This is a genomic window from Enterococcus sp. AZ078 (genome assembly GCF_051714985.1).
GTDB lineage: Bacteria > Bacillota > Bacilli > Lactobacillales > Enterococcaceae > Enterococcus_B > Enterococcus_B hirae.
The window spans coordinates 2764378-2790606 of sequence record NZ_JBIOSW010000001.1 but is presented as its reverse complement, the minus strand read 5'-3'; the positions used below and the strand labels follow the sequence as shown (position 1 = coordinate 2790606).

The window sequence follows — 26229 nt, the reverse complement described above, 5'->3', positions numbered from 1 at the left end:
CAGATGAAAAAGCAGCTCCTAATTGTTGATGGTTATAACATGATCGGTTCTTGGCCAGAACTCGTTTTGTTGAAAAAACAAGAAAAGATGGCGGATGCTAGAGAAGCTTTGTTGCATCGTTTGTCAAATTATGCCAAATACGAAGGAATTGAAGTGATAGTTGTTTTTGATGCACAATTGGTTCCAGGCATTCAGCAAAACTACAAGAAATACCAATTAGAAGTCGTCTTCACAAAAGAAGATGAAACGGCAGATAGTTATATTGAACGTATTGCTGGCCAATTGAATGATCGTTTAACGCAAGTAACTGTTGCCACGAGTGACTTAGCCGAGCAATGGATGATCTTTTCACAAGGGGCTTTGCGGACTTCTGCCTATGAATTATATAAAACGATCCAGAAAACAGAGAAAAACATTGCACAAGATAATATAAATATGCAATTTGATAATTTTCGTCGTAATTCGCCTTGGAGTAAAGAACAATTAGAAAAATTGTCCCAAAAGTTAGACGATTTAATGCGAAAAGATAGATAACACAGTTATATGATTAGTCAATCGGATGATTGATGGTAAGATTCCTCCATAATCGAAAGAGATGGAGGAATTATTTTATGTCTGAGGAGTTATTGCGCGCCGCACGTGACGGTGATGAAGAAGCATTCGCTATCCTATATCAAAAATATTTTCCACTTTTGTTACGTTTAAAAAATATGTACTACCTAAGAAATTATGTGTATGAAGATTGGGAACAAGAAGCAAGGATCGCCTTATACCAAGCTTTAAAGACTTATGAAAATAACAAAGGCGTTAGCTTTGGCAGCTATTATAAAAGCATTATCAGTAATCAAATTTATTCATTATTAAGAAAACAAAATGCATTGAAACGTAGAGACCAAAAAGATGAATTATCGATTGATCAGAAGGTTGAAACAGAAGGTCCGGACTTTTTAGCAGAAATCACTACTCAAGAACCACTTGCGATGCAACGATTACTGTTAAATGAAGCCATTGAAGATTGTGAAATCAAATTTTCAAAAAAGGAAGCAAAAATATTTTATTATTATATGCAAGGAACCGATTTCAAGAGGATGGCAGAGGAACTTTCAATGGATGTCAAACAAGTCAAGAGTGCGTATAGCCGTGTGAAATTTAAAATAAAACAACATCTCAAAAATTATCATGAGGAATAATTTATAAAATTATTAATGTTTTTCTTATTTGTTTTTATTGCATTTCTTTTTTTTATATGGTAAACTTGAAAATTTTTAGAAAGTGTGGTATATTGGGTAATGAGGTGAACTGTATGCCAACAACTTTAGCTACAATCAAAAAAGATTTAGAAGGTCGTATCGGCAGCCCAATCATGCTGGTTGCTCAGACAGGAAGAAAGCGTCAAACAGAACGCCGAGGCGTTTTAACAGAAACCTATCCTTCAGTATTCGTTGTTGATTTGGATCCTGAAGAAAATTCTTTTGAACGAGTATCGTATAGCTATTCAGATGTACTTACTCGAACAGTCGAGATTGAATTTTTAACTGAAGCAGTTTAAAAAGCAAGCGAGCCTAGTTTTTTATAAGGTTCGTTTGCTTTTTTGTTTGGAAATAGGTATGCTGAAAAAAAGAGAATTGGAGGCACTTTCAAATGGAACATTATGTAAAAAAATTTGCAGATTTGACCACTCAAGAATTTTATGAGATTGTCAAAGAACGCATTGCTGTTTTTGTCGTAGAACAAAATTGTCCCTACCAAGAAGTGGATGAAATTGATAGCCAAGCTTGGCATACGTATTTCAAAGATGAAGCAGGGAAAATTTCTGCTTATACACGTATTTTTGAAGAAGATGGAACCATTCATTTTGGTCGAGTGTTGGTCAATAGTGAACATCGTAAAGAAGGGTTGGGACGTAAGATCGTGCAACGTACGATGGAAGTAATTGAAGCCAATTACCCGCAACGACCGATCGTCATTGGGGCGCAAGTCTATCTTCAATCTTTTTATGAGTCATTTGGATTCGAGGCCATTTCAGATGTTTATTTAGAAGATGACATTCCCCATATCGATATGAAAAAATCGAGCTAAAGTGATCATGACGATAGGTAGCGCAATACAAAAAGAGGTTGAGACAAAAGTGTTCAGCATCAAGAAATAAGAAGGAATTTCCGAAAATTGCTTCTCAAATTTTTGGTAAATTTCGGCTTATTTCCGAAGATGCTACTTTTGTCTCACCGTTTATTCGTTTTTAGAGATACTAGAAGAGACTGAGACAACTTTTGTCCCAGTCCCTTTTTGTATCATTTAATTTTCTTTATTTTTCAGTTGTCTGATCAACGGTTGCTTGTGTAGTTGGCCGTCCGTTGTTTTCTGCTGTTTGTTGTGCAAGTAGATCACGAATGTCGCTCAAATAATCTTCAGCAGTTGGTTTGGCAGGTGCTTCTTCTGTTTCTTTTTCAGGACGTAATCTTTTAGCGTGGTTGGCTGCTTTCACCACTAAGAATAAGACAAACCCTGTAATAATAAATGTTATGATTGCACTAATAACATTGCCGAAAGCAAACGTAACTCCTTTAGTAGGTGACCAGTCCAAGATAGAAAGGGCGCCTTCCAAATCAGACGTGCCAGTAATCATCGCTACAACCCAGCCTACAAGAGGTGTGATCAAACCTTGAACGATCTGATTGACAATGCTAGTAAATGCACTCCCGATAACAACCCCAACGGCTAAATCTAATACGTCGCCACGCATAATAAACTCTTTAAATTCTTTAATCATTTTTCTCCTCCTCTCACTTATCCTTAGTATAACGAAGAATAAAAAAATATAAAAACGACATGCATTTATGGCTAAGGTCTGTCGTTCAAGTACTTATATGCTATACTAGAAGGTGACTCTTAAGTGATGCAAGAGAGAATCAAAGCAGTAAAAAATAGTAGCCACATATTCTTTTATCCTCCAAGATAAAATCAACCATGTCGGAGAACGAACTGCTAATAAAGGAGCATGTACTATGACATATCAACTGGCAGAAGGTGTAAACCTCCACGTCTTGCAAACAAAACAATATAAAACGGTTCGTATCTTTGTTCGCTTTACTACGCGTTTAAAAAAAGAAGTCATCACGAAACGTTCCCTTTTAAGTAGCTTGTTAGAAACGAACAGTTTAAATTATCCTGACCAGACTCAGTTAAGTGCAAAATTGGCGGATCTTTATGGTGCTAGTTTTGGAACGTCCGTGAGAAAAAAAGGCAATCTTCACTGGTTGGATGCTAGCATCAACTTTGTCAATGGCAAGTATATCAACGATACCAGCATTTTAAACCAAGCTGTTGCTTTTTTGAAAGAAGTTCTCTTTTATCCAAACATTACGGGGGAAAAATTTGATCCAGCCACTTTTGCTTTAGAAAAAAACAATTTGAAACTTTATTTAGAGAGCTTAAATGAAGACAAGCAAACGATGGCTTCACTGGCGCTTCAAGAGTTGTATTTTGATCAGTCGGAGGCGCAGAAAATACCAAGTTTTGGAACAATCGAAGATCTAGATGAACTCACAGCTGAAGTGTTAGCTGACTATTATCATCGGATGATCACAGAAGATCAGATCGATATCTTCGTAGTGGGAGATGTCTCTCCTGCAGAAGTCCAAGCAGCTTTTAGTGAATGGGCATTTCCAGAGCGAGAAAGATTACACCCGGAAATTTTTTATAGCCAACCGCAAGAAAATATCATCAAAGAGCGACAGATCGAAGAACCAGTGACTCAGGCGAAATTAAATTTGGCTTATCAAACCAATGTCTATTATGACCAACCGGATCGTTTTTCATTGATGGTCTTCAATGGATTATTTGGCGGTTTCCCACACTCTAAATTATTTATGAATGTTCGTGAAAAAGAGAGCCTAGCTTACTATGCTTCCAGCAGCATTGATACTTTTCGTGGGTTCCTAAGTGTACAAACAGGAATTGATGGACGTAAACGTAACCAAGTATTGCATCTGATCCATGAACAATTAGAAAGTCTACGAAATGGGGAAGTCACAGAACTTGAATTGACACAAACTAAGGCCATGTTACGAAACCAATATCTATTATCATTAGATGCCCCGCAAGTAGCTGTCGAGACTGCCTATTTAGAGAATTGGTTGCCAGAAACGAAATTAACAGCTGACGAATGGTTAAAACGGATGGAAAAAGTAACGGTCGAAGACATCCAAAAAATAGCTCGACAAATCGAGTTGCAGGCAATTTTCTTTTTAGACGGAGGTACAACAAATGAATAAAACAGAATATGATCAAATCAACGAAACACTGTACCATGAAGTATTACCAAATGGTTTGACTGTTTATTTATTACCTAAAAATGATTACCATAAGACATATGGTTTATTTAGTACAAATTACGGTTCGATCGATAATGAATTTATTCCATATGGTTCAGATAAAAAGATAAAAGTTCCAGATGGTATTGCCCATTTCTTGGAACATAAATTGTTTGAAAAAGAGGATGGCGATGTCTTTCAATTATTTGGACAACAAGGTGCCTCAGCTAACGCGTTTACCAGTTTTACCAAAACAAGTTATTTATTTTCAACGACAGATCAAGTTGAAAAAAATTTGACGACTTTACTTGATTTTGTCCAAGCACCTTATTTTACGGAAGAAACTGTTAATAAAGAAAAAGGGATCATAGGACAAGAAATACAAATGTATGAAGATGATCCAAATTGGCGGATGTTTTTTGGCATTTTGAATAATTTATACCCTGAACATCCTTTGCATATCGATATAGCTGGCACAGTTGAAAGTATTGAAGCAATCACTGCTGATGATTTATACACTTGCTATCGGACATTTTATCAGCCAAGTAATATGGTCTTGTTCGTAGTAGGAAAATTAGAGCCGGAAAAGTTGATGGAATTGATTCGAACCAATCAAAATGCTAAGGATTTTCCACCAGCTCAAAAAATCAAACGTTATTTCCCTGACAATAATGGTGATATTATTGCGAAAAGCTCAATGCGCTCAGCAATCACTAGAGATAAGTTTGTCTTGGGGATCAAAGGGCTAGATGTTTTACCAGCAGAAGGGAAGGAATTATTGAGATACAAGACCGCTCTCAATCTTTTATTCCAATTGTTATTAGGGAATACTTCTCAAAATTATTTGAAAATGTACAATGATGGTTTAATTGATGACAGCTTCGGTTTTGAATTTAGTTTAGATCGAGAATTTCATTTTGCTGACTTTAGCGGAGACACGGATCAGCCAGAAAAAGCAGCTGAAAAAGTGAAAGAAATTCTTCTGCATTTTGAAGAGGATCAAGAACTGTCTGAAGAAAATCTAACATTGTTGAAGAAAAAGATGTTAGGACAATATTTCCAAACATTAAATTCACTGGAATACATTGCAAACCAATTCACGCAAAGCCTATTTGGGGATCAAACATTATTTGATTTACCAGAAATTATTGAATCCATTCAATTAGCAGATGTATTAAAAGTAGGTCGTTCTTTTATCAAAGAAGAAGCGTTCAGTGAGTTTTATATGCAGCCAAATGTCTGATATAGAAGTAGAGATGACGAATGGGAAAGTAGTTAAACTCTTAAATTTCGTTATAGAGTGCATTCAATGTTACCCTAAGATAACTTCGTTTATGGTATTCTTAAGAAGATAAAGAATAAAAAATGGGCGTTGGTGTATGGCGTGTTACATTCTTAACGAAAAGGAACAATTAGACGACTAGCGTTTATACAATTGCTGGTTAGAATAAAAAGACTGGAGAAGATGAACGAGTGGCTTTTGAAACCATCGGAGAAACATTAAGGCAAGCTCGCCTAAATAAGAAAATATCTTTAGATGAATTACAGCAGATTACGAAAATTCAAAAACGTTATCTAGAAGCAATCGATAATGATGATTTTGATCAACTACCTGGAAAATTTTATGTTCGGGCATTTATTCGTCAATATGCAGAAGCTGTCGGTGAAGATGGCGATCATTTAGTTGATGTATTTGATGGGAAAAGCAAATTATCAGCTGGAGAAGTTGTCGCACGTCCTGAACCAGAAACGGTGAGTGGTTCGAGAAAAGCGATGCATCAGGAAGAAGCCAATCCAAGTAAGTTTTGGACAAGTCTACCGGTTATTTTACTTGGTTTAGTCGCTTTAGCAATTATTACTGTTGTGGGTTATATGACTTGGCAGGATCGAAAATCTGACCCGATTATTGATACAACGGCAACTTCAGTTTCGGTTGACGGTGCAATTACACAAACGACATCTAGCACTAAGAAAGAGCGTGAATCCTCTTCTTCAACAAGTACGACAACCACTTCAACAACACAAGAAGAGAAAAAGATGGCGATTACGGCTGGTGAAGACACAGGTAGTACGATCGCAGTGAATGTTACGGATGCGAAAAAACCTGTTACACTTGAATTTGCAGCGACTAACCGAATTTGGATCGGTGTATTAGTGGATAATGCCTATGTTTATCAAGGGACATTAGCAGCAAATGAAACACAAAGCACGCAATTACCGGAAACGGCAACCAATGCAACGATTCGATTAGGAGCTGCAAGTAATGCAACGGTTAAGATAAACGGGGAAGAAATCCCTGTTAATCCAGGAGCGAATAATCAAAATCCTAAAAATGTCACATTGACACTACAGTATGCAGAGTAAATCGCTTATAAGTAGAATGATGTGAAAAAAGAAAACAAGATAAGTACCTGGGAAGGCAGATTCATCTTAGGTGCTTATCTTTTTTTCACGACTGCTGATAAAAACTGATCATTATCGGTGGAAAGTTTAGAACGAGTCACGTAGAATAGGGAAGAAAGGAGTCGATAGTGTGAATTTACCAAATAAATTAACTGTACTTAGAATTTGTATGATCCCGATTTTTATTTTAGTTGTCGGATTACCCTTAGATTGGGGACAAGTAACCGTAGGAACAACATCACTTGCTGTAACACAATTAGTAGGAGCGATTATTTTTGCTTTAGCAAGTATTACCGATTGGCTCGATGGAAAAATTGCTCGTGCCAGAGGATTAGTTACCAATTTTGGAAAGTTTGCTGATCCATTAGCAGATAAAATGTTAGTGATGACCGCTTTTATCATGTTGGTGGGGCAAGGTAAGGCACCAGGATGGGTAGTTGCGATTATCGTTTGTCGAGAACTAGCTGTTACCGGTCTGCGACTATTGTTAGTCGAAGATGGGGAAGTCATGGCAGCAGCGTGGCCAGGAAAAGTAAAAACGGCTACGCAAATGGTGGCTATTATTTTATTATTCATCAATAATATTCCATTTAATCTGATCAATTTACCGATGGATCAAATCATGTTGTATGCTTGTTTGATCTTCACGATTTATTCAGGTGTTGATTATTTTATGAAAAATAGTGGTGTGTTCAAAGGTTCGATGTAAGATTCCTTACAAAGATGTACCATTTCGATAATTCGTCTTACCCCAAAATAACATTTTATATTTTGGGGTAAGACGAATTTATTTATGCTGATTCACGTTTCAATCATTTATTTGATCGCCATTTTTCTAAACTAGCTAGATGCCTAGCTATCTTATGATGAAGATGAAAATGAAAATGATGAAACTCTTTATCAGAAAATGAGCAAATGATAAATGAAACGTTTAGCAAATGGCGTATACTATTAGTAGATAAAAAGAGATTGAGAAGAGACCAAAACAGGCCAACGAGAATTCGTCTGTTGTAATGAAGGAAGCGAAAAAATGAAATCAGAAATCATAGCAGTAGGGACAGAACTTTTACTAGGACAAGTAGTCAACACGAATGCCACGTTTTTATCCGAACAGTTAGCAGACCTCGGGATTGATGTGTATTATCAAACGGTGGTTGGTGATAATCCCGACCGCTTAGAATCATTACTCCAATTAGCAGAAACCAGAAGTGACTTGATCATTTTATGTGGAGGGTTGGGACCGACAGAAGACGACCTGACGAAAGAAGTTACTGCGAAACATCTAGGGGAAGAATTGATCCAAAACACCGAAGGCTATAAAAAATTGTTAGCATTTTTTGAAACGACCAAGCGTAAAATGACTGAAAACAATTTACAACAATCACAAATCATCGATGGGGGGATTGCTTTACCTAATCGCACAGGCTTAGCATTAGGTACGTTCTATCAAACAGCGGACCATGTCTATCTCTTGTTACCTGGACCACCGAGTGAATTAAAGCCAATGTTCATTGAACAAGCTCGCCCATTATTGGAGCAAAACTTTCCATCTGAAGAAATGCTGATCTCAAAAGTTTTACGTTTTTACGGTATCGGGGAATCTCAACTAGTCACAGAATTAAAAGACTTGATTGAAACACAGATCAACCCAACGATTGCCCCTTACGCAAAACCTAACGAAGTCACTTTACGATTAACTGTGAAGACCAAAGACAAACATGCAGGAAACCAAGCCTTACTTGCTTTGGAAGAAAAAGTATTGGCGAGAGTAGGAGAGTACTTCTATGGATATGGTGATGATAATTCATTGCCTAAAGTGGTCGTAGAATTATTAAAGGAAAGAAACCAAACAATAACTGCAGCAGAAAGTTTGACTGCTGGAGCCTTTCAATCAGCTTTGGGAGAGATCTCTGGTGTTTCTCAAGTCTTCCCAGGAGGCTACATTACCTATTCTTTAGAAACTAAATCAGAATTTTTACACATCGATGATGCACTATTGAAGCAGCATGGAACCGTCAGCCAAGAATGTGCAGAACAAATGGCTATCCAAGCACGTAATTTAGCAAAAACAGATTATGCGATTTCGTTTACTGGAGTGGCTGGACCAGATACCTTAGAAGGACAGCCAGCTGGAACAGTTTGGATCGCGGTTGCAACAAGTGAAGGGGAGGTCATTTCGCAGAAATACCAATTTACCAGAGACCGTTCTCATATAAGGAATAGCGCAGTAATGCAAGGATTTGATCTCATTAGAAGACAACTATTAAGAAAAAAATAAATGCGAATATTTGTTCGGTTTTTTCTTGCTTTTTGTCATTAAAAACGATATGATTAGTACAATGAAATGTCGCACTGATTTGTGAATATAAGGAGGATTATCGTATTGGCAGATGATCGTAAAGCAGCCTTAGATGCTGCGTTGAAAAAAATTGAAAAGAACTATGGGAAAGGCTCGATCATGAAACTTGGCGAAAAAATCGACCAACAAGTTTCGACTATCCCAAGTGGTTCTCTTGCATTAGATGTTGCTTTAGGTGTTGGTGGTTACCCACGAGGACGTATCATTGAAGTATATGGTCCTGAAAGTTCTGGTAAGACAACCGTTGCCTTACATGCAATCGCTGAAGTACAAAAAAATGGCGGAACAGCCGCTTTTATCGATGCTGAGCACGCTTTAGACCCACAATATGCTCAAAAATTAGGGGTAAACATTGACGAATTACTTCTTTCACAACCAGATACTGGGGAACAAGGACTAGAAATCGCTGATGCGCTTGTATCAAGTGGTGCAGTAGATATCGTAGTAGTCGATTCGGTTGCAGCTTTAGTTCCACGTGCTGAAATCGATGGAGAAATGGGTGACTCTCACGTAGGGTTACAAGCTCGATTAATGTCACAAGCATTGCGTAAACTATCTGGGTCGATTAATAAAACAAAAACGATCGCTATTTTCATTAACCAAATTCGTGAAAAAGTTGGAGTGATGTTCGGTAATCCTGAAATCACACCTGGTGGACGTGCATTAAAATTCTATGCAACGATTCGTTTAGAAGTGCGCCGTGCGGAACAATTGAAACAAGGAACAGACATTGTTGGTAACCGTACGAAGATCAAAGTAGTTAAAAATAAAGTAGCGCCACCATTCAAAATTGCTGAAGTCGATGTGATGTATGGGCAAGGAATTTCTCAAGAAGGAGAATTGCTTGATATGGCGGTTGAAAAAGATATCGTTGATAAAAGTGGTGCTTGGTATTCTTACAAAGAAGATCGTATTGGACAAGGTCGTGAGAATGCAAAAAATTACATGTCCACTCATCCTGAAATGATGGCAGAAGTTTCTGCTTTAGTCCGGGCGGCTTATGGGATCGGTGAAGATGTAGAAATACCCGAAGAAACGCAAGCAGAACTTCCTTTAGAGGAATAAGACGAAGTAAGAATAGAAATAATCGAATAACTATTCAAAGGATGTTTGAGCATCGAGAGAACTCGCGTCGTTCAGAGAAAGTGTTTTCCTTTGATATGTTGTCGATTGAATCTAATAAGCCGAAATTTTTTAAAATTTCGGCTTATTTTTTGTCTTTTAAGTAGTCATTTGACTATACTTTCTCCTAAAACATAATGGAAAATGGTGGATGTTTAAGCAGTGATTGACTACATCGACAGAAAGGGACTATTCTACTTAAATGAAAGGATAACATGTTACTTAAAAGTCATTTTTTGTTCTTAATTTTCATTAATGCAAAATTATTTGTTCTTAATATGTTTTGGTTATTATTTAATATTATCTTTTATTCATAAAATGACCTTTAAATGAAAATCGAGAAAGCCGTTTCTTATGTATTTAAAGTTGACACTACGGGGTACAAACATTAGAATAAACTTGTGCATGTTTTTGTACACCTATGCATAAAGCATATTAACAAGTTTAGAGTACTTTATCATAAAAGTTATATAGATGATAAAAATGAAAAAGATAGTATGGAGGTGGATTTTATGGTATTCAATATTCTCCTCGCTATCATCGGTTTAATTGTCGGTCTTGGTTTAGGGTTTATGGTTGCAAAGTCACGTCATGAAAAAGAAATTGCAGGTGCTCAATCATCAGCAGCTGGAATTATTGATAGTGCAAAGAAAGAAGCAGAAACTCTAAAAAAAGAAGCATTGTTAGAAGCTAAGGAGGAAAACCAGAAATATCGTTCTGAAGTGGAGAGTGAGTTGAGAGAAAGCAAGTTAGAATTAAAATCTCAAGAAAATCGTTTAATTCAGCGTGAACAAACGTTGAATCGTAAGGATGACTCATTGGAAAAACGTGAGACCTCACTTGAAAGCAAAGAAGAAGCACTTAGTTCAAAACAGCAATTGATTGAAGAGCGAGAAAAAGACGTTGAAAAGTTGATTGAAGAACAACAAAGAGAATTAGAAAAAATTGCTGGTTTATCTAAAGAAGATGCAAAAGATGTCATCATGAAATCAACTGAAGAAGAATTGAATCATGAATTGACGTTAATGGTCAAAGAATCGGAACAACGTGCAAAAGAAGAAGCAGATCGTAAAGCCAAAAATCTTTTATCGTTAGCGATTCAGCGCTGTGCGGCAGACCAAGTATCTGAAACAACTGTATCCGTAGTAACTTTACCAAATGATGAAATGAAAGGACGCATCATTGGTCGAGAAGGACGAAATATCCGTACACTAGAAACATTGACTGGAATTGACTTGATCATTGATGATACACCAGAAGCAGTGGTCCTTTCAGGTTTTGATCCAATTCGTAGAGAAATCGCTCGGATGACTTTAGAAAAACTGATCCAAGATGGACGGATCCATCCTGCACGAATCGAAGAAATGGTCGAAAAATCGCGTAAAGAAATGGATGAACGAATCCGTGAGTATGGGGAAGAAGCGGCGTTTGAAGTTGGTGCGCATACCCTTCATCCAGATTTGATCAAAATCATGGGTCGTCTTCATTTTAGAACTAGCTATGGACAAAATGTTTTGAAACATTCAGTAGAGGTTGCTAAATTGTCAGGTATACTAGCCGCTGAGTTAGGCGAAGATATCCAATTAGCTAAACGAGCTGGTTTGCTTCATGATATCGGGAAAGCATTAGATCATGAAATCGAAGGTTCTCACGTAGAGATCGGCGCAGAGTTAGCTGCTAAATACAAAGAAAATCCTGTAGTGATCAATGCGATTGCATCTCATCATGGAGATGTTGAAGCAACGTCAGTTATTTCTGTCTTGGTAGCTGCTGCAGATGCCTTATCCGCTGCACGACCAGGAGCTAGAAGTGAATCCTTGGAAAATTATATCCGTCGCTTAAGAAGCTTAGAAAACATTTCAAATAGCTTTGCCGGAGTAGAATCTAGTTTTGCTGTTCAAGCTGGACGAGAAGTTCGGGTTATGGTAAAACCAGAAGAGATCTCTGATTTAGATGCAGTTCGTTTAGTACGAGATATCCGTAAACGAATTGAAGAAGAATTAGATTATCCAGGGCATATCAAAGTCATCGTTATTCGTGAAACGCGTGCGACAGACTACGCTAAGTAAAAAATAAAAGAACGTTACGATTAGTTAGGATAATCGTAGCGTCTTTTTTGTTTTAAACCACTATTTAATCAAGCTTGATCGTTTTAACATTATTTTGATAAGAGGTTGAGCAGCTATAAACATGGTGTGTTAACTTTGAGTTCTAAATTAGCTTCTTAATAAGAAGTAGGCATAATCTAACTAGAGACGATTATTCTATCATTAAAGTAGATCAAAATTATTCTTAATGACTACTAGAAAATCAAACTAGGATGAAGAATAGTTAGGAAATAAAATTTGTTGCATTATTGTACATTTTGTTAACGAGAGATAAAAGTTGTATAAACTAGTAATATATTGATCTATGAGTTTGAAATCAATTTTATGTACAATTTTTTACTAGGATTTATTGGGTAGAAAGATATAGTTTTTGTTCTTGAAAACACAAGTAATTGATTCTATATGATCTAAATATAGATGAGGTGGGATAAGCAGATGGATAATTATGAGTTGTTGGAATACAATTTAGCAGAATTTATGACTTCAGATATGCAAGAGGAATTTTTACAATTTTTTCATTTTCAGAATATTAATGAATTTAAGGAACAGTATGTTCATTCAAAAAAACTGCTAAAAGATCAGAACGAAGAGATGTTGAATGAACTAAAAGAATGGAGACAAGTTGATTCAATTGAAAAATTCTCGCAACAAGTAACAATAAAGCTAACTGAGCAATATTTTATGAAGTACCCAAATCTAATAAAATACAAAAATGTTAGCAATAACATTAATGAAAACCTTTGCAAAGATATTCATGAGATTCTTTTGCGAACGATTGTTTATGACTTTAATCTATTAAAGTCACAGTTACAAAAACTCTCTGTGAAAAGTTATATTAGAAATTATTTATCTAATGAGAAATACGTCACAGGTTTGTTTCAAAGATTTCCTGTTTTATTCAATTTAATAGATAAAAAAATCAAAGAAACAATCTGTTACATTTCTGAAGTTATCCAACATGTAGAGTATGATTCAAAGGAAATTAACGAATTGTTTAGTATTCAACTTGATCAAGAAATAGGAGTTGAATTTTCTTTGGGTGATCCGCATCTGTCAGGAAAATTTCCACTCGTGATAACAGGTAAAAAGAATAAAATTATTTATAAACCACGAAGTAATTACAATGATTTATTATTTGGAGAATGCGTTGCTTTATTTAATAAAAATAATTTTAACAAACAACTAGCACAAATAAAATTATTGAATCGTAAAACGTATTCTTGGTCAGAATTTATTGTAAGTGATCCTTGTCAATCAGAAGAAGAAGTTCAAGATTTCTATTATAAAATGGGGGCAATTATTGCAATTCTTTTCTATTTAAATGCTTCGGATATTCATCTTGAAAATCTAATTGCAAGTGGTGGTTCACCCATGCTCATTGATTTAGAATGCTTGTTTAACAATTTAGATCGTATGGAAGCATTATCTGTAAATGATAAGATACATGAAATTTTGACTAATTCTGTTCTTAATTCTGGAATTGTACCTATGTACAACGAATTTTTTAAAGATGATATTTCGGCTTTAGGAAGCCATGAAAACTTATTCCAACGTTTTTCAGTACCACAATTGATTGTTTCAGAAGATGATTTAGAAATTAAATTCACTGAAAATTCTGATGAATTTAAATATTCATATTCTAATGTTCCGATGTATCATGGACAAAATTATCGTTTTTTAGACTATAAGCAACAGATCTATCAAGGATTTACAGAAACATTTCACCTATTTTTGGATAAAAAATCAGAGCTGATTGATATTGTTGAGCGCTATAAAAATGATATTACTATCCGACATTTAATAAAACCAACAGCAACTTACAGTAAAGTAGCGACTTTAAGTTATCATCCTAGGTTCTTGACAGCACCGTTTGATCGCTTGTTATTTGTCTATTCTCAAATGGCAAGATTTGGTTCTACACCATTTCTTACCTATGAAATTGAGGACATACTAGAGGGGGATATCCCTTATGTTTTTTCAAAACTTAACTCAAATACACTTAACATTTCAAAAAAAATGACATTTACGAATAACAGTCGTATAGATTTCTTAACACTATGGAAAAAAAAGATCCATTCTCTTAGTGAGAAAGATTTAAACTACCAATTAAATATTTTGCAAAAAAGCTTTGGAGATAAAAATATTACGTTAGAAGATCTTTTTATAATTGGAGAAAAAAATGATGAGATCAAGACTTTAGAGTCTTACATCCATAGTAAAAGGATAGTACACAATAAGCAGGTGACGTGGCTTCATACCGGTTATGAAGATTTAACAAAAGACAAAGACTTTAAAATTCGTTTAAAACTGCAGCCAATGAATAACAGTTTGTATAATGGGAAAATTGGTGTAGCAATCACTTACTATTATTTATGGAAAACGAAAAATGATTTTGATTACAAAAACAGATTTCTATTAATATTGAATGATTTACTTGATCATTTTGATTTATCTAATCAAAAAAATTATGATATAGGGGTTTTTTCTGGATTAGGTGGCTATATCTATTTATTTAATTTGATTGCTCCATCCTTGCGAACATCAAAACTGATCGCAATTGAGCAAGATATCCTTCAATATCTGGGACAAAAAATAAAAAAAGACAAAATTCTGGATATTATGAGTGGTACGGCGGGGTTATTACTACTTTTTTGTAATATTTATAAAAAGAGCCCTAATAAAGAATTAAAAAAATTAATTGGACTTTGTGTGGAGAATTTATTAAATAATTTAATAGAATCAGAGGGAAAAGGAAGTTATTGGGAATCCTCTGTAGAAAAGAAACTTATTTTAGGTTTTTCTCACGGAACATCAGGTATTCTTTATGCTTTAGCGATTTATGAAGAGTTGTTTTCGGTAACCAAAATAAAAGAAACGATTGGCGCAGTTACCTTATTTGAAAACCAACATCGTAAAAACGGTGTGTGGTTTGATACAAGAGGAGAAAAATGGATTGAGCAAAATACTTTTTATTGTAATGGTCTTGTAGGAATGCTTACTCATCGATATCTTATGGAAGGAGAAAGCCCAGAGGAGCTATTATATTTTGCTCGATTAAAAGAAGAATTAAACAAAGAACGTGTAGATAGTTGCTTATGTCATGGCTTTTTAGGAAATATGTGGCTTTACCGTCATTTCTTCATTCATCATAATATAAAGTCATATGCGTTCTTACTCGATGATTGGAATGCATACTTAGACAAACGAACAATTAATGAAAGTTGTTTAGAAGACGAGTTTCTAGATGTTGGTTTGATGACCGGTCTTTCCGGGGTGATTTTGGGATTGTTAGCGTTGGAGAACCCTAACATACCAAACATACTTTTATTCGATTTATAGATAAATCCTTCAATCGAAAATACGAATGAAGAGATAGGATCTGATTGAATAATAGATTGATAAGTGTAACGAACAGTTGATGACAATAAAAAATGATTGATCAACTTGAAAGGAGGTGAAGAAAATGGCAGTAGGACTATTAATGAAAGCAGGCAATGTTTCTGAAGAATTAGCAGTATTAAACAACGAACATAGTTTGAATGCTTCGCTAGATACCATCTGCGGAACAATGGGTAGCCTTGGTTGTGGTAGTTTTGGTTGTGGCTCTTTATCTAGCTGTTGCTAAAATATATACGGATGAAAGGTTTCAGAGGTTTTATTGTGAATATTGAAAAATAATAATTCAGAATGAAGAGTCTGAATCTGGGACATTAATCAGAAAAAATCTGATTAATGTCCTACTTTTTTTAGTAAAAAGATTCCTTCAGACTCATTCGTTTTATTTCTTATCCAGCATTTCTCGATCTTTTTCGATCGTTGTATTGATCCCTTTGATAATAGCAGGAATGAAGCCAGCTTCTTCTAAAGCCACAACACCCGCAACCGTTGTTCCGCCAGGGGAAGAAACCTGGTCAACTAGCTCCCAAGGGTTTTCATCACTTGCTAGGAATTTTTGACAAGATCCCATAATAGCTTTGGCAGCGATCTCGGTTGCCATTTTTTTAGGTAAGCCATTAAAGACACCCGCACGACCCATGGCATCGATCAACATATAAATAAATGCTGGTGAACTACCGGCTAACCCAATAAACGTACTGAAATCACCTTCTGCCAGTGGATAGACACTGCCGATCGCTTCAAAGATCTGCGTTGCTTCTTTGAATTCCTCATATGTGACATGATGATTTTTACAGATAGCAGAGACACCTGCACCTACACTAACGTTTACGTTTGGCATGACACGAATGATTTTCGCTTCGGGGTCATTTAGGGCTTTTTCCAGATCATGTAATGATTTTCCTGAAGCAATTGAAATAAAGAGACATTTCTGACTATATTTTCTTAAATCCTTCAGTACTTGGTCAATGATTTTAGGTTTGACTGCCAGTAAAATGACATCTACTTGTTTTGCGACTTCTTGATTTGTTTGACAGGCGGTTACACCAGTTGCTTCTGCAAAACGTTGTGCATTTTCGAAATGACCACTTGAGACAAAAATATCTTCTTTAGCCACTGTTTCGTGTTCAATCAAGCCGTTAATGATTGCTTGCGCCATATTACCTGTTCCAATGAATCCAATTTTCATGTTATCCTCTCCTTTTGTTTTAGCATAGCTTTCTTTTCAATGAAGGGCAAGCAAAGAATAAAGCGTGTGGATAGATACATAAACAGGTGAAACTAGTGCATAAGTGGTAAAAATAAGGTAAATAAGCTAACATTGATTTATAAATTGAAAGTTTTCAAGTAAGGATGGTAAAGTGTGAAAAATAAAAGTCATACGGCATTTCAGTGGTTGAAAAATCATAGCTTGATTTTAAAAATGATTTTTTTTGGATCTATTATAGTTTTCGTTGCCAATCAAGTCGTAAATATTGCAAATGGAATGAGTTGGCAAGATATTTGGCAAACTATGCGACAACAAAGTTATGTTACGCTGTGTTTAATGGTTTTAGTGGGGTTGATCGGTGTTTTGCCAATGTTGTTGTATGACTGGGTGACGATTCGCGTGTTGGAAAAACAAGGGAAACCTAAAATGAAGCGTCACGATTTTTTCTTAGCTGCTTTTATTACGAATACAATTAATAACTTAGCGGGCTTTGGAGGAATTGTTGGAGCTAGTCTTAGAGCAAATTTTTATGGAAAAGAAACAAATCGGAAAATGGTACTTGCTACCGTTTCTAAAGTTGCATTATTTATGTTGACTGGTTTATCATTATGGTCATTTCTAACATTCATTGATGTTTTTTTTCTACAAACTACTAGTATTTTTAGAAGTTATTGGATTTGGTTACTTGGCGGTAGTGTGATAGCACCGGCTATTTTTTTCTTTGCTTATTTAAAAAGAAGAACTTTATTTGCGGAATTCTATCCTAAGGGTCTAGTCGGGTTACTGTTAGCTTCTGTGGGGCAATGGACTGGAGCATTGGTCGTTTTTTTAGCGATTGGTTATTTGATGGATGTAGATATTTCCTTATTTTCGATTTATCCAATGTTTATTATCGCTACGTTAATCGGTATGTTGACAATGGTTCCTGGGGGTGTCGGGACATTTGATGTGTTGATGATCTTAGGTATGAGTCAGTTAGCTGTTCGACAAGATATTGCAGTGGTTTGGTTACTTTATTACCGTTTGTTTTATTATGTGGTTCCTTTTGCGGTTGGCTTATTTTTATTTCTGTCACATACTGGAGTAAAAGTGAATCGTTTTTTAGACAATATACCACGACTGCTCTTTCAAAAAATCGCGCATTTTATTTTGGTCACAGCCGTTTATTTTGCAGGGATCATGATGGTGTTACTATCTACGATTACGAATCTTTCTGCGATCAGTCGATTGTTTCAGATTTTATTACCTTTCTCGTTTAATTTTTTAGACCAAACGTTGAATCTATTGATTGGATTCTTATTGCTTGGGTTGGGAAGAGCGTTAGCAATGAAAGTGAAGAAGGCTTTTTTACCAACTATTGCTTTATTAGCTTTTGGAATCATTAACACAGTTACTCGAACATTATCTTGGCAATTGATTTTAGTGTATATCTTGATTCTTCTGGCTGTCTGGCTAGCTCGGAAAGAATTTTACCGTAAGAAATTTGTTTATTCATGGGGTGCCATTCTTTTTGATCTATGTTTGTTTGGGTTTCTATTTATCGTCTATGCAATTGCAGGGTATCATAGTGGACGTTTTTGGGTAAATCGATTGACAGCTGATCGCTTTCTCCTGTTCCCATCCGATGAAGTTTGGTTTTCAGGCTTGATTGGTCTAGGGATCTCGCTGTTGGCATTAGTAGCATTGTATCAGTACCTTGCTTCTGAAACGAATGAGTTAGGGTCAGATTTACAAATCGAAAGATTCAAACAGATGTTGACCGTCTATCAGGGGACATCTGCTAGTCATTATCTTCGTTTACCAGGATATAAATATTATTACTATCAACAAAATGGAGAGGATCAAGTCGTCTTTGGTTACCAGATCAAAGGAAATAAATGCTTTGTTTTGGGAGACCCGATTGGCAACCCTAAAATGATTCGTCCTGCTATTACAGAATTTATGCAAAAAGCTGATTGCTTAGGGTATCAAATTGCTTTTTACAAGATCTCAGAAAAATATGTGGTAATGTTGCATGAATTAGGTTTTCATTTTACAAAAGTCGGCGAGGTGGGAATGGCAGATTTGACTACAGAAGAAATGCCTTGGGTCAATCAACAGCTAGAGTACCAGCGTCTAACTAATGAAGGCTATCATTTCACTTGGTACGAACAATTACCTGAGGAATTATTAGCTGCGGTGAGTGAGGTTTCGGATCAGTGGTTACATGGTGCGAGAGAAAAGCATTTTTCTGTTGGGCGTTTTGACGATTCTTATCTGTTAGCCAGCGGTGTTGGAGTGGTACGCAAAGAACAAAAAGTGGTTGGATTTATTACAGAGCAACCAATATCTGAAAGCCAAGCAGGCTATGATCTATTACGTGTATTGCCAGATGAACCTGCTGAACTATCCGATTATTTATTAGTCAATCTATTTGTTGTCTACCAAGAAAAGGGCTATCTTGAGACAAATCTTGGTTTAGCTCCGTTAGCAAATGTAGGGGAAACAGACTTTGCATTCTTTCAAGAGCGCATCATGCATATTGTTTATAATTATGGTAGTTTCTTTTACTCCTTTCAATCGACCTATGAAGAAAAACTGCGCTATGTCACTCGCTGGGAAGGTCGCTATTTTGCTTACATGAAGGGAAGCAGTTTTACATTTGCCACATTACAGTTGTTTATACTAATTGGGAAGGGAAAAGAAAAAAGTATCAGTTTTGCAGAAGAAGTATTAACGGAATTGTAAATTGCGTAAATAGAGGAATAACTGGTGACGTGTTTTAGCTACCCATAGTTTAAAACGTGAAAAAGCGATTGACGGTAGCTAGAGAAAATGAATGTGGTCGAAGGATGGTTTGTTTTATCTGTAGACAGAAAAGGTCTGAGAAAACCGCTAAGATCGTAAACACGTCACTCGTATGAGCTATACTTTTATTTTTCTCTGTGATAGAATACTTGCGACTTAGACTTTTTGAATGGGTGAGAGGATGGAACTGATAGTAAAAGCACCAGCTAAGATCAATTTGGGATTAGATGTCTTGTACAAGCGTCCCGATGAGTATCACGAGCTGGAAATGGTAATGTCGAGTGTAGATTTAGCAGATCACTTATTCTTTGAAGAGATACCTGAGGATCGAATCATCGTAGAAACGAATAAGGCATTTTTGCCAGTAGATCAACGAAATAACGTTTATCAAGCAGCAACATTGCTTAAGAATAAGTATCATATCAAAAAAGGCGTAAAAATATTTGTGAAAAAAAATATTCCAGTTGCAGCTGGACTGGGTGGGGGCAGCACAGATTGTGCAGCTGCACTGAGAGGGATCAATCAACTATGGAATCTCGGTTGTTCTCTGGAAGAATTAGCTGAGATTGGTTTGGAAGTTGGTACGGATGTGCCTTATTGTGTTTATGGTAATACTGCGTTTGTTGGCGGCAAAGGAGAAGTGGTCCAAGTTCTCCCTTCAATGCCTCAGTGTTGGGTAATCTTGGTTAAACCTAAAATGAGTGTTTCGACTAGGACCGTCTTCAAAGAAGTAGATGCGCAAAAAATCCAGCATCAGAACATTCCTAGACTAGTGGAGGCAATCCAGCAACAAGATTACCATACGATGATTCAATACATGGGAAATAGTTTAGAAGATGTTACCGGCAAACGTCATCCAATTATCCATCAAATCAAAGAACGCATGTTAAAGTATGGGGCAGATGCCGCTTTGATGAGCGGAAGCGGACCGACAGTCTTTGCCTTATGTCAACATTATTCAAGAGCACAAAGAGTCTATAACGGGCTGAAAGGTTTCTGTGATGAAGTATATTTAGTACGCACGTTGTAAAATAGGCCAGAACTAGTTGTTGCTAAGAGATGAAGAATAAAAAATCTCAAAACAGAAGAAGCTGTTTTGAGATTTTTTTGAGTTGGTTGCAGTTTAGCTACTCTAAACGTTATTTATTCTATTTAGAAGTTGGAAAAAATGGACTAGAAAGCTTGTTTGGCTCTCAGTAACATGAACAAACTATCATTCATTTTACGGTTTACATTGAATTTATTCGTATAAATCAGAAATTGAAGGATTTCTATTGACTCTATTTTTTTATTCTGATACATTAAGTTCCGTTGATAAATCGTAATTTTACGATTTGTTCGAAAGGAGAGTCTTATGAAAAAATATATGATTGGTTTAACACTAGCTGTAGGGATGTTTTTATTAGCGGCTTGTGGTGGTACGAACCAAAAGGATTCAAAGAAAAATGAGTTAACGATTGTTACGACCTTTTATCCGATGTATGAATTTACGAAAGAAGTAGTTGGAAATGAAGGAAACGTCAAGTTGTTGATCCCGTCTGGGACTGAACCACATGATTTTGAACCTAGTGCAAAACAACAAGCAGAAATCGCTGATGCGGATGTGTTTGTTTATAATAGTCCAGATATGGAATTTTTTGTTGACTCATTGAAAGATTCTGTCGATACGAATAAAACATTGATGATTGAAGCAGCTAAAGGAATTGATCGTCTGAAATCAGAAGAAGAAGACCATGACCATGATCATGAACATGAAGAAGCTTCTTCTGAAAGTCATTCGCATGAGTATGACCCACATATTTGGTTAGATCCTGTGTTAGCAATCAAAGAGGTCAAAACAATTGCTTCAGAGCTTGGGAAAAAGTATCCTGATAAAAAGGCAACTTTTGATAAAAATGCGGATGCTTATATCAAAAAATTAGAAAACCTGAACCAAAAATATACGGATGCACTCAAAGATGCCAAAAACCGCACGTTTGTGACGCAACATGCCGCATTTGCGTATTTAGCGAATCAGTATGATTTACACCAACAAGCGATTGCAGGGGTAACGCCTGATCAAGAACCCACACCAAGCCGCTTAGCTGAACTAAAAGATTTTGTGAACAAAAATAAGATCAAAGTGATTTACTTTGAAGAAAATGCATCATCCAAAGTGGCGGAAACATTGTCGAAAGAAACGGGTGTTAAATTAGAAGTATTGAATCCATTAGAGAGTTTGACAAGTGAACAAATCAAAGCCGGCGAAAATTATATTTCGGTAATGGAAGAGAACTTAAAAGCGTTAAAAGAAAGTATTAATTAAGAACGGAGGCATTTCGCGTGCATTATATCGAAATATCCGATTTGACTTTTTATTATGATGAAGAACCTGTATTAGAAGATGTGTCTTATCACGTTGATGCAGGAGAGTTCGTTATTCTAACAGGAGAAAACGGTGCAGCAAAATCAACATTGATCAAAGCTTCCTTAGGCTTGTTAAAACCTTCTAAGGGAACAGTGAAAATCGCCCCCAAAAATCAAGAAGGACAAAAATTAAGTATTGGTTACATTCCCCAACAAGTGGCATCTTTTAATGCTGGCTTACCAAGTACAGTCTTAGAATTGGTTCGTTCCGGTCGCTATCCGAGAGGACGTTGGTTCAAACGACTTTCTGAAAAAGATCATCAGCATGTTAAACGAGCTTTAGAATCTGTTGGAATGTGGGAGATGCGTCATCGACGGATCGGAGAATTATCCGGTGGACAGAAACAACGGATTAGCTTAGCCCGTATTTTTGCGACTGACCCAGATTTATTTATATTGGATGAACCGACAACGGGGATGGATGAAGAATCTCGTAATGAATTTTATCGACTATTGCGTCATAGTGCCCATGAACATGGCAAGGCAATTTTGATGATTACTCATGATCATGAGGATATCAAGCAATATGCAGATCGACAAATTCGTTTGGTAAGAAAGGAGGATTCTCCATGGCGTTGCTTTCATATGAATTCATGAGACGAGCTTTTTTAGCAGCCATTTTTATTGCGGGGATTGCTCCAATGTTAGGTGTCTTTTTAGTGATCCGAAGACAATCATTGATGGCAGATACACTGTCACACGTTTCACTGGCAGGGGTGGCATTGGGTTTCTTTTTGAATATCAATCCAACGTTGACTACGATGTTCGTAGTAATATTAGCTGCGGTGATTTTAGAATATTTACGTACGATTTATCGTACTTACTCAGAAATTTCAATTGCGATCTTAATGGCTGGCGGACTGGCGCTGGCATTAGTTTTGATGAATCTTAGTGGTGGAAACTCAGCCACAAGTATCCAATCGTACCTCTTTGGCTCGATTGTGACGATTACTTGGGATCAAGTTATCTTTTTGGGTGTATTATTTGTTATTATTGGTTTCTTATTCTTTTTGTTCAAGCGACCAATGTACGTGCTGACTTTTGATGAAGATACCGCCCATGTTGATGGTCTGCCTGTTCACCGTATGTCAATGCTGTTCAACGTGATCACGGGTGTTGCGATTGCTGTCATGATTCCAATTGCCGGGGCATTATTGATTTCAGCAATTATGGTCCTGCCTGCAGCGATCGGTATGCGCTTAGGCAAAAGTTTCAATGTGGTGATTGCCATTAGTATCGGTGTTGGCTTTATCGGCATGTTATCGGGACTAACAAGTTCCTTTTATCTAGATACGCCACCGGGTGCGACGATCACACTAGTCTTTATCGTGTTGTTTCTTGTGGTCAATTTGTTCAAGCGGGTGCTTGTTTCCATTAAGCGAAAAAATAAATAAAAAATCAAAAAGAAAAGCGATGAAAACGAAAAATTTTCATTGCTTTTTCTTATATTTAGATAAATACCGAACTATTTAACTTATTTTCTTACAAAATGCTCGAATTTTTAAATGAAAACTTATATAATGTAAAACGATATAATTTCTTAAAAGGAGCTGAAATATGTGAAAGTACGTCGCAGTGAACGTCTTGTTGATATGACTCAGTATTTATTAGATCATCCTCACGAATTAATTTCATTGACAAGTTTTGCCGAACGTTATGAATCTGCTAAATCTTCGATCAGTGAAGACTTGGCAATTATCAAAAAAACATTTAAGGAACGAGGGTATGGTACCCTAGAAACAATTCCAGGTGCCGCTGGTGGGGTTTTATTTATACCAGAGATTTCTTACGAAGAAGCCAAAAAATACATTGAGTCGTTAGCTGAACGATTGTCTGAACAAGATCGTTTGTTGCCTGGAGGTTATGTTTATCTATCCGATTTACTAGGTGAGCCCGAATTATTACGCCAAGTTGGAAAAATCATTGCTTCTAAGTATTTAGGTGAAAAAATCGATGCAGTGATGACAGTTGCTACGAAAGGCGTGCCGATCGCGCAAGCTGTGTCCTATTATTTAAATGCACCGTTTGTTATCGTACGCCGTGATTCAAAGATCACAGAAGGATCGACAGTTAGTGTGAATTATGTTTCTGGTTCTTCTGAACGAATCGAAAAGATGGAATTGTCAAAAAGAAGTCTTAAACGGGGTTCTCGTGTCCTAGTCGTTGATGATTTTATGAAAGGCGGCGGCACAGTCAATGGAATGAAGAGCTTGATCGAAGAGTTTGAATCTGAACTTGTAGGAATCACCGTTTTTGCAGAATCCAAATTTAATGGTCATCGTGCAATTGACGATTATACTTCATTACTATACGTGAAAGATGTCGACACGAAGACCAAAAACATTACAGTTGTACCAGGAAATTATTTCAAAGATTAGAGATTGAAAATTTATCTATTTGCCGATCAATAATAGCTGGAAGAGATTGTGTCAGAAGTGTCCAGCTCTGAGAAATAAGCCGGAGAATCCGAAAATAGTTTCACCTATTTTGGGAATTCTTTGGCTTATTTTCGATAGAAACACTACAGCAATCAGCAACAACAAATCAGATATCCAGCTGTTATCTGTCAGATGAGAGAAATTCGTTCTCCTTTTTCATATAACCCTATTTTTCTCTCACTATTGTTGATTGACTAAAACCCCCAAGATAAAAATGGTCTAGTTACAAATATAGTCTGCTTGGTTGAAAAATTGAGTAGAGTGGGCTAAACTTAAAACCATCAAATACAATTAGGAGTGACGCAGTTGGACGCACGTTATGCAATCATTTTGGCAGCGGGAAAAGGAACTCGCATGAAGTCAAAATTATATAAAGTTTTACATCCAGTTTCAGGACAGCCGATGGTGGAACATATTATCAATCGAGTAAGTGAAACCAACCCAGATCAAATCATCACGATCGTCGGGCATGGCGCTGAGCAAGTAAAGGCACAGTTGGGTGAACGTAGTGAATACGCTCTGCAAGCAGAACAACTTGGTACAGGTCATGCAGTATTACAAGCCGCATCTTTTTTACAAGGGAAAGAAGGCACGACACTGGTGATCAGTGGCGACACACCGCTTTTAACCACTGAAACATTGAACAATTTATTTGAGTATCACCAAGGAAAAAATGCGAGTGCCACGATTCTAACCGCACAAGCCGAAGATCCAACTGGATATGGTCGTATCATTCGTGACCATATTGGGATCGTTGAAAAAATCGTTGAGCAAAAAGATACTACACCAGAAGAAGCATTGGTCCAAGAAATCAATACAGGAACTTATTGTTTTGACAATCAAGCTCTGTTTGAAGCATTGAACAAAGTAGGAACAGACAATGCACAAGGGGAGTACTACTTAACCGATATCATTGAAATCCTTAAAGATGCTGGAAAAACAGTAGCAGCTTATCAGACAGAAGACTTTGATGAATCAATGGGAGTCAATGATCGTATTGCATTAGCTAAAGCTAATGAATTGATGCGCCAAAGAATCAACAAAATGCATATGGTCAATGGTGTAAGTTTTGTTGATCCAGCAACGACTTATATTGATGCCGGGGTAGAGATTGGTTCTGATACAGTGATCGAAGCAGGCGTCCAACTTCAAGGTAAAACCGTCATTGGATCATATTGCGTGATCGGTGCCCATTCTCGAATCGTAGATAGTGTGATTGAAGATCATGTGGTAGTTGAACATTCTGTGATCGAAAAAAGTCTTGTGAAAAGTCATGCGGACGTGGGACCATTTGCTCATTTACGACCAAAAGCAGAAATTGGTGAAGGTGTCCATATTGGTAATTTTGTGGAAGTCAAAAATGCTGAAATTGGTAAAAATACCAAAGTTGGTCATTTGACTTATGTCGGTGATGCCACATTAGGTGAAGAAATCAATGTTGGTTGTGGCGTGGTCTTTGTGAATTACGATGGGAAAAACAAGCACCGCACGACAATTGGTGATCATAGTTTTATCGGTTCTAATGCAAATATTATTGCCCCAGTGGAAATTGCTAAAAATACATCAGTAGCTGCAGGGTCAACAATCACAGAGGATATCCCTGAATATGCTATGGCAATTGCCCGTGCAAGACAGGTCAATAAAGAAGAGTATGCTAAAAAACTCCCTTATTTAAACTAAGACTTTT

22 protein-coding genes are annotated in these 26229 nt (G+C 36.6%); 20 read left to right on the top strand and 2 right to left on the bottom strand.

All coding sequences use genetic code 11. The annotated features are described in order from the left end of the window. The first annotated feature begins 3 nt into the window (after positions 1–3). The 4 genes from IGJ18_RS13010 (at position 4) to IGJ18_RS12995 (ending at position 2079) form a co-directional block, all read left to right on the top strand. Positions 4–534, top strand: coding sequence for an NYN domain-containing protein (locus IGJ18_RS13010; RefSeq protein WP_034700055.1), 531 nt, complete (start codon positions 4–6; stop codon positions 532–534). 77 nt (positions 535–611) lie between these two features. Beyond that, positions 612–1190: a sigma-70 family RNA polymerase sigma factor gene (locus IGJ18_RS13005; protein WP_034700053.1), complete on the top strand. Its 579-nt coding sequence runs from the start codon at positions 612–614 to the stop codon at positions 1188–1190. Between the two features lie 113 nt (positions 1191–1303). Continuing rightward, positions 1304–1549: a Veg family protein gene (locus IGJ18_RS13000; RefSeq protein WP_005875105.1), complete on the top strand. Its 246-nt coding sequence runs from the start codon at positions 1304–1306 to the stop codon at positions 1547–1549. A gap of 92 nt (positions 1550–1641) precedes the next feature. Next, entirely contained in the window at positions 1642–2079 is a 438-nt protein-coding gene (locus tag IGJ18_RS12995; protein WP_010720628.1) for a GNAT family N-acetyltransferase, read from the top strand. A 226-nt stretch (positions 2080–2305) separates the two neighbouring features. Here IGJ18_RS12995 and mscL read toward each other — a convergent pair whose 3' ends face one another. Beyond that, complete coding sequence (mscL, locus tag IGJ18_RS12990) at positions 2306–2770, bottom strand: large conductance mechanosensitive channel protein MscL (protein ID WP_010720627.1); 465 nt, start codon at positions 2768–2770, stop codon at positions 2306–2308. Between the two features lie 235 nt (positions 2771–3005). On the opposite strand from mscL, the gene yfmF reads away from it, so the two are divergent. The 9 genes from yfmF to IGJ18_RS12945 all read left to right on the top strand — a co-directional run bounded on the left by yfmF (position 3006) and on the right by IGJ18_RS12945 (position 15930). After that, complete coding sequence (gene yfmF / locus IGJ18_RS12985) at positions 3006–4274, top strand: EF-P 5-aminopentanol modification-associated protein YfmF (protein ID WP_438843410.1); 1269 nt, start codon at positions 3006–3008, stop codon at positions 4272–4274. After that, positions 4267–5556 (top strand): EF-P 5-aminopentanol modification-associated protein YfmH, encoded by a 1290-nt coding sequence (gene yfmH / locus IGJ18_RS12980; protein ID WP_010720625.1) that lies wholly within the window; start codon positions 4267–4269, stop codon positions 5554–5556. The genes yfmF and yfmH overlap by 8 nt, the downstream gene beginning before the upstream one ends. Before the next feature lie 230 nt (positions 5557–5786). Continuing rightward, positions 5787–6677, top strand: coding sequence for a RodZ domain-containing protein (locus IGJ18_RS12975; protein WP_010720624.1), 891 nt, complete (start codon positions 5787–5789; stop codon positions 6675–6677). A 169-nt stretch (positions 6678–6846) separates the two neighbouring features. After that, a complete protein-coding gene (pgsA, locus tag IGJ18_RS12970) occupies positions 6847–7425 on the top strand; it encodes a CDP-diacylglycerol--glycerol-3-phosphate 3-phosphatidyltransferase (RefSeq protein ID WP_010720623.1) in 579 nt (192 codons plus the stop codon). A 321-nt stretch (positions 7426–7746) separates the two neighbouring features. Continuing rightward, entirely contained in the window at positions 7747–8994 is a 1248-nt protein-coding gene (locus IGJ18_RS12965; RefSeq protein WP_438843409.1) for a competence/damage-inducible protein A, read from the top strand. Between the two features lie 105 nt (positions 8995–9099). Continuing rightward, positions 9100–10140: a recombinase RecA gene (gene recA, locus IGJ18_RS12960; RefSeq protein WP_010720621.1), complete on the top strand. Its 1041-nt coding sequence runs from the start codon at positions 9100–9102 to the stop codon at positions 10138–10140. A gap of 569 nt (positions 10141–10709) precedes the next feature. After that, a complete protein-coding gene (gene rny / locus IGJ18_RS12955; protein WP_010720620.1) occupies positions 10710–12266 on the top strand; it encodes a ribonuclease Y in 1557 nt (518 codons plus the stop codon). A 474-nt stretch (positions 12267–12740) separates the two neighbouring features. Then, positions 12741–15644, top strand: a complete 2904-nt coding sequence (lanM, locus tag IGJ18_RS12950; protein WP_438843408.1) for a type 2 lanthipeptide synthetase LanM — start codon at positions 12741–12743, stop codon at positions 15642–15644. Between the two features lie 124 nt (positions 15645–15768). Then, positions 15769–15930 (top strand): hypothetical protein, encoded by a 162-nt coding sequence (locus IGJ18_RS12945; protein ID WP_010720618.1) that lies wholly within the window; start codon positions 15769–15771, stop codon positions 15928–15930. A gap of 153 nt (positions 15931–16083) precedes the next feature. Here the strand turns inward: IGJ18_RS12945 and proC are convergent, their stop codons facing one another. Continuing rightward, on the bottom strand, positions 16084–16890 hold the full coding sequence (gene proC, locus IGJ18_RS12940) for a pyrroline-5-carboxylate reductase (protein ID WP_010720617.1): 807 nt from the start codon (positions 16888–16890) through the stop codon (positions 16084–16086). 234 nt (positions 16891–17124) lie between these two features. Here proC and mprF point away from each other — a divergent pair, with 234 nt between their 5' ends. From mprF to glmU, 7 genes are all read left to right on the top strand, one after another. Continuing rightward, positions 17125–19638, top strand: a complete 2514-nt coding sequence (gene mprF, locus IGJ18_RS12935; RefSeq protein WP_438843467.1) for a bifunctional lysylphosphatidylglycerol flippase/synthetase MprF — start codon at positions 17125–17127, stop codon at positions 19636–19638. 241 nt (positions 19639–19879) lie between these two features. Beyond that, entirely contained in the window at positions 19880–20728 is an 849-nt protein-coding gene (gene ispE / locus IGJ18_RS12930; protein WP_081128934.1) for a 4-(cytidine 5'-diphospho)-2-C-methyl-D-erythritol kinase, read from the top strand. 324 nt (positions 20729–21052) lie between these two features. Continuing rightward, a complete protein-coding gene (locus IGJ18_RS12925) occupies positions 21053–22003 on the top strand; it encodes a metal ABC transporter substrate-binding protein (RefSeq protein ID WP_438843407.1) in 951 nt (316 codons plus the stop codon). A 17-nt stretch (positions 22004–22020) separates the two neighbouring features. Further along, on the top strand, positions 22021–22701 hold the full coding sequence (locus IGJ18_RS12920; RefSeq protein ID WP_438843406.1) for a metal ABC transporter ATP-binding protein: 681 nt from the start codon (positions 22021–22023) through the stop codon (positions 22699–22701). Beyond that, positions 22674–23498: a metal ABC transporter permease gene (locus IGJ18_RS12915; RefSeq protein WP_010720612.1), complete on the top strand. Its 825-nt coding sequence runs from the start codon at positions 22674–22676 to the stop codon at positions 23496–23498. The genes IGJ18_RS12920 and IGJ18_RS12915 overlap by 28 nt, the downstream gene beginning before the upstream one ends. Before the next feature lie 165 nt (positions 23499–23663). Further along, positions 23664–24482 (top strand): pur operon repressor, encoded by an 819-nt coding sequence (gene purR, locus IGJ18_RS12910; protein ID WP_010720611.1) that lies wholly within the window; start codon positions 23664–23666, stop codon positions 24480–24482. Between the two features lie 366 nt (positions 24483–24848). Further along, a complete protein-coding gene (glmU, locus tag IGJ18_RS12905; RefSeq protein ID WP_438843405.1) occupies positions 24849–26222 on the top strand; it encodes a bifunctional UDP-N-acetylglucosamine diphosphorylase/glucosamine-1-phosphate N-acetyltransferase GlmU in 1374 nt (457 codons plus the stop codon). The last annotated feature ends 7 nt before the right edge of the window (positions 26223–26229 follow it).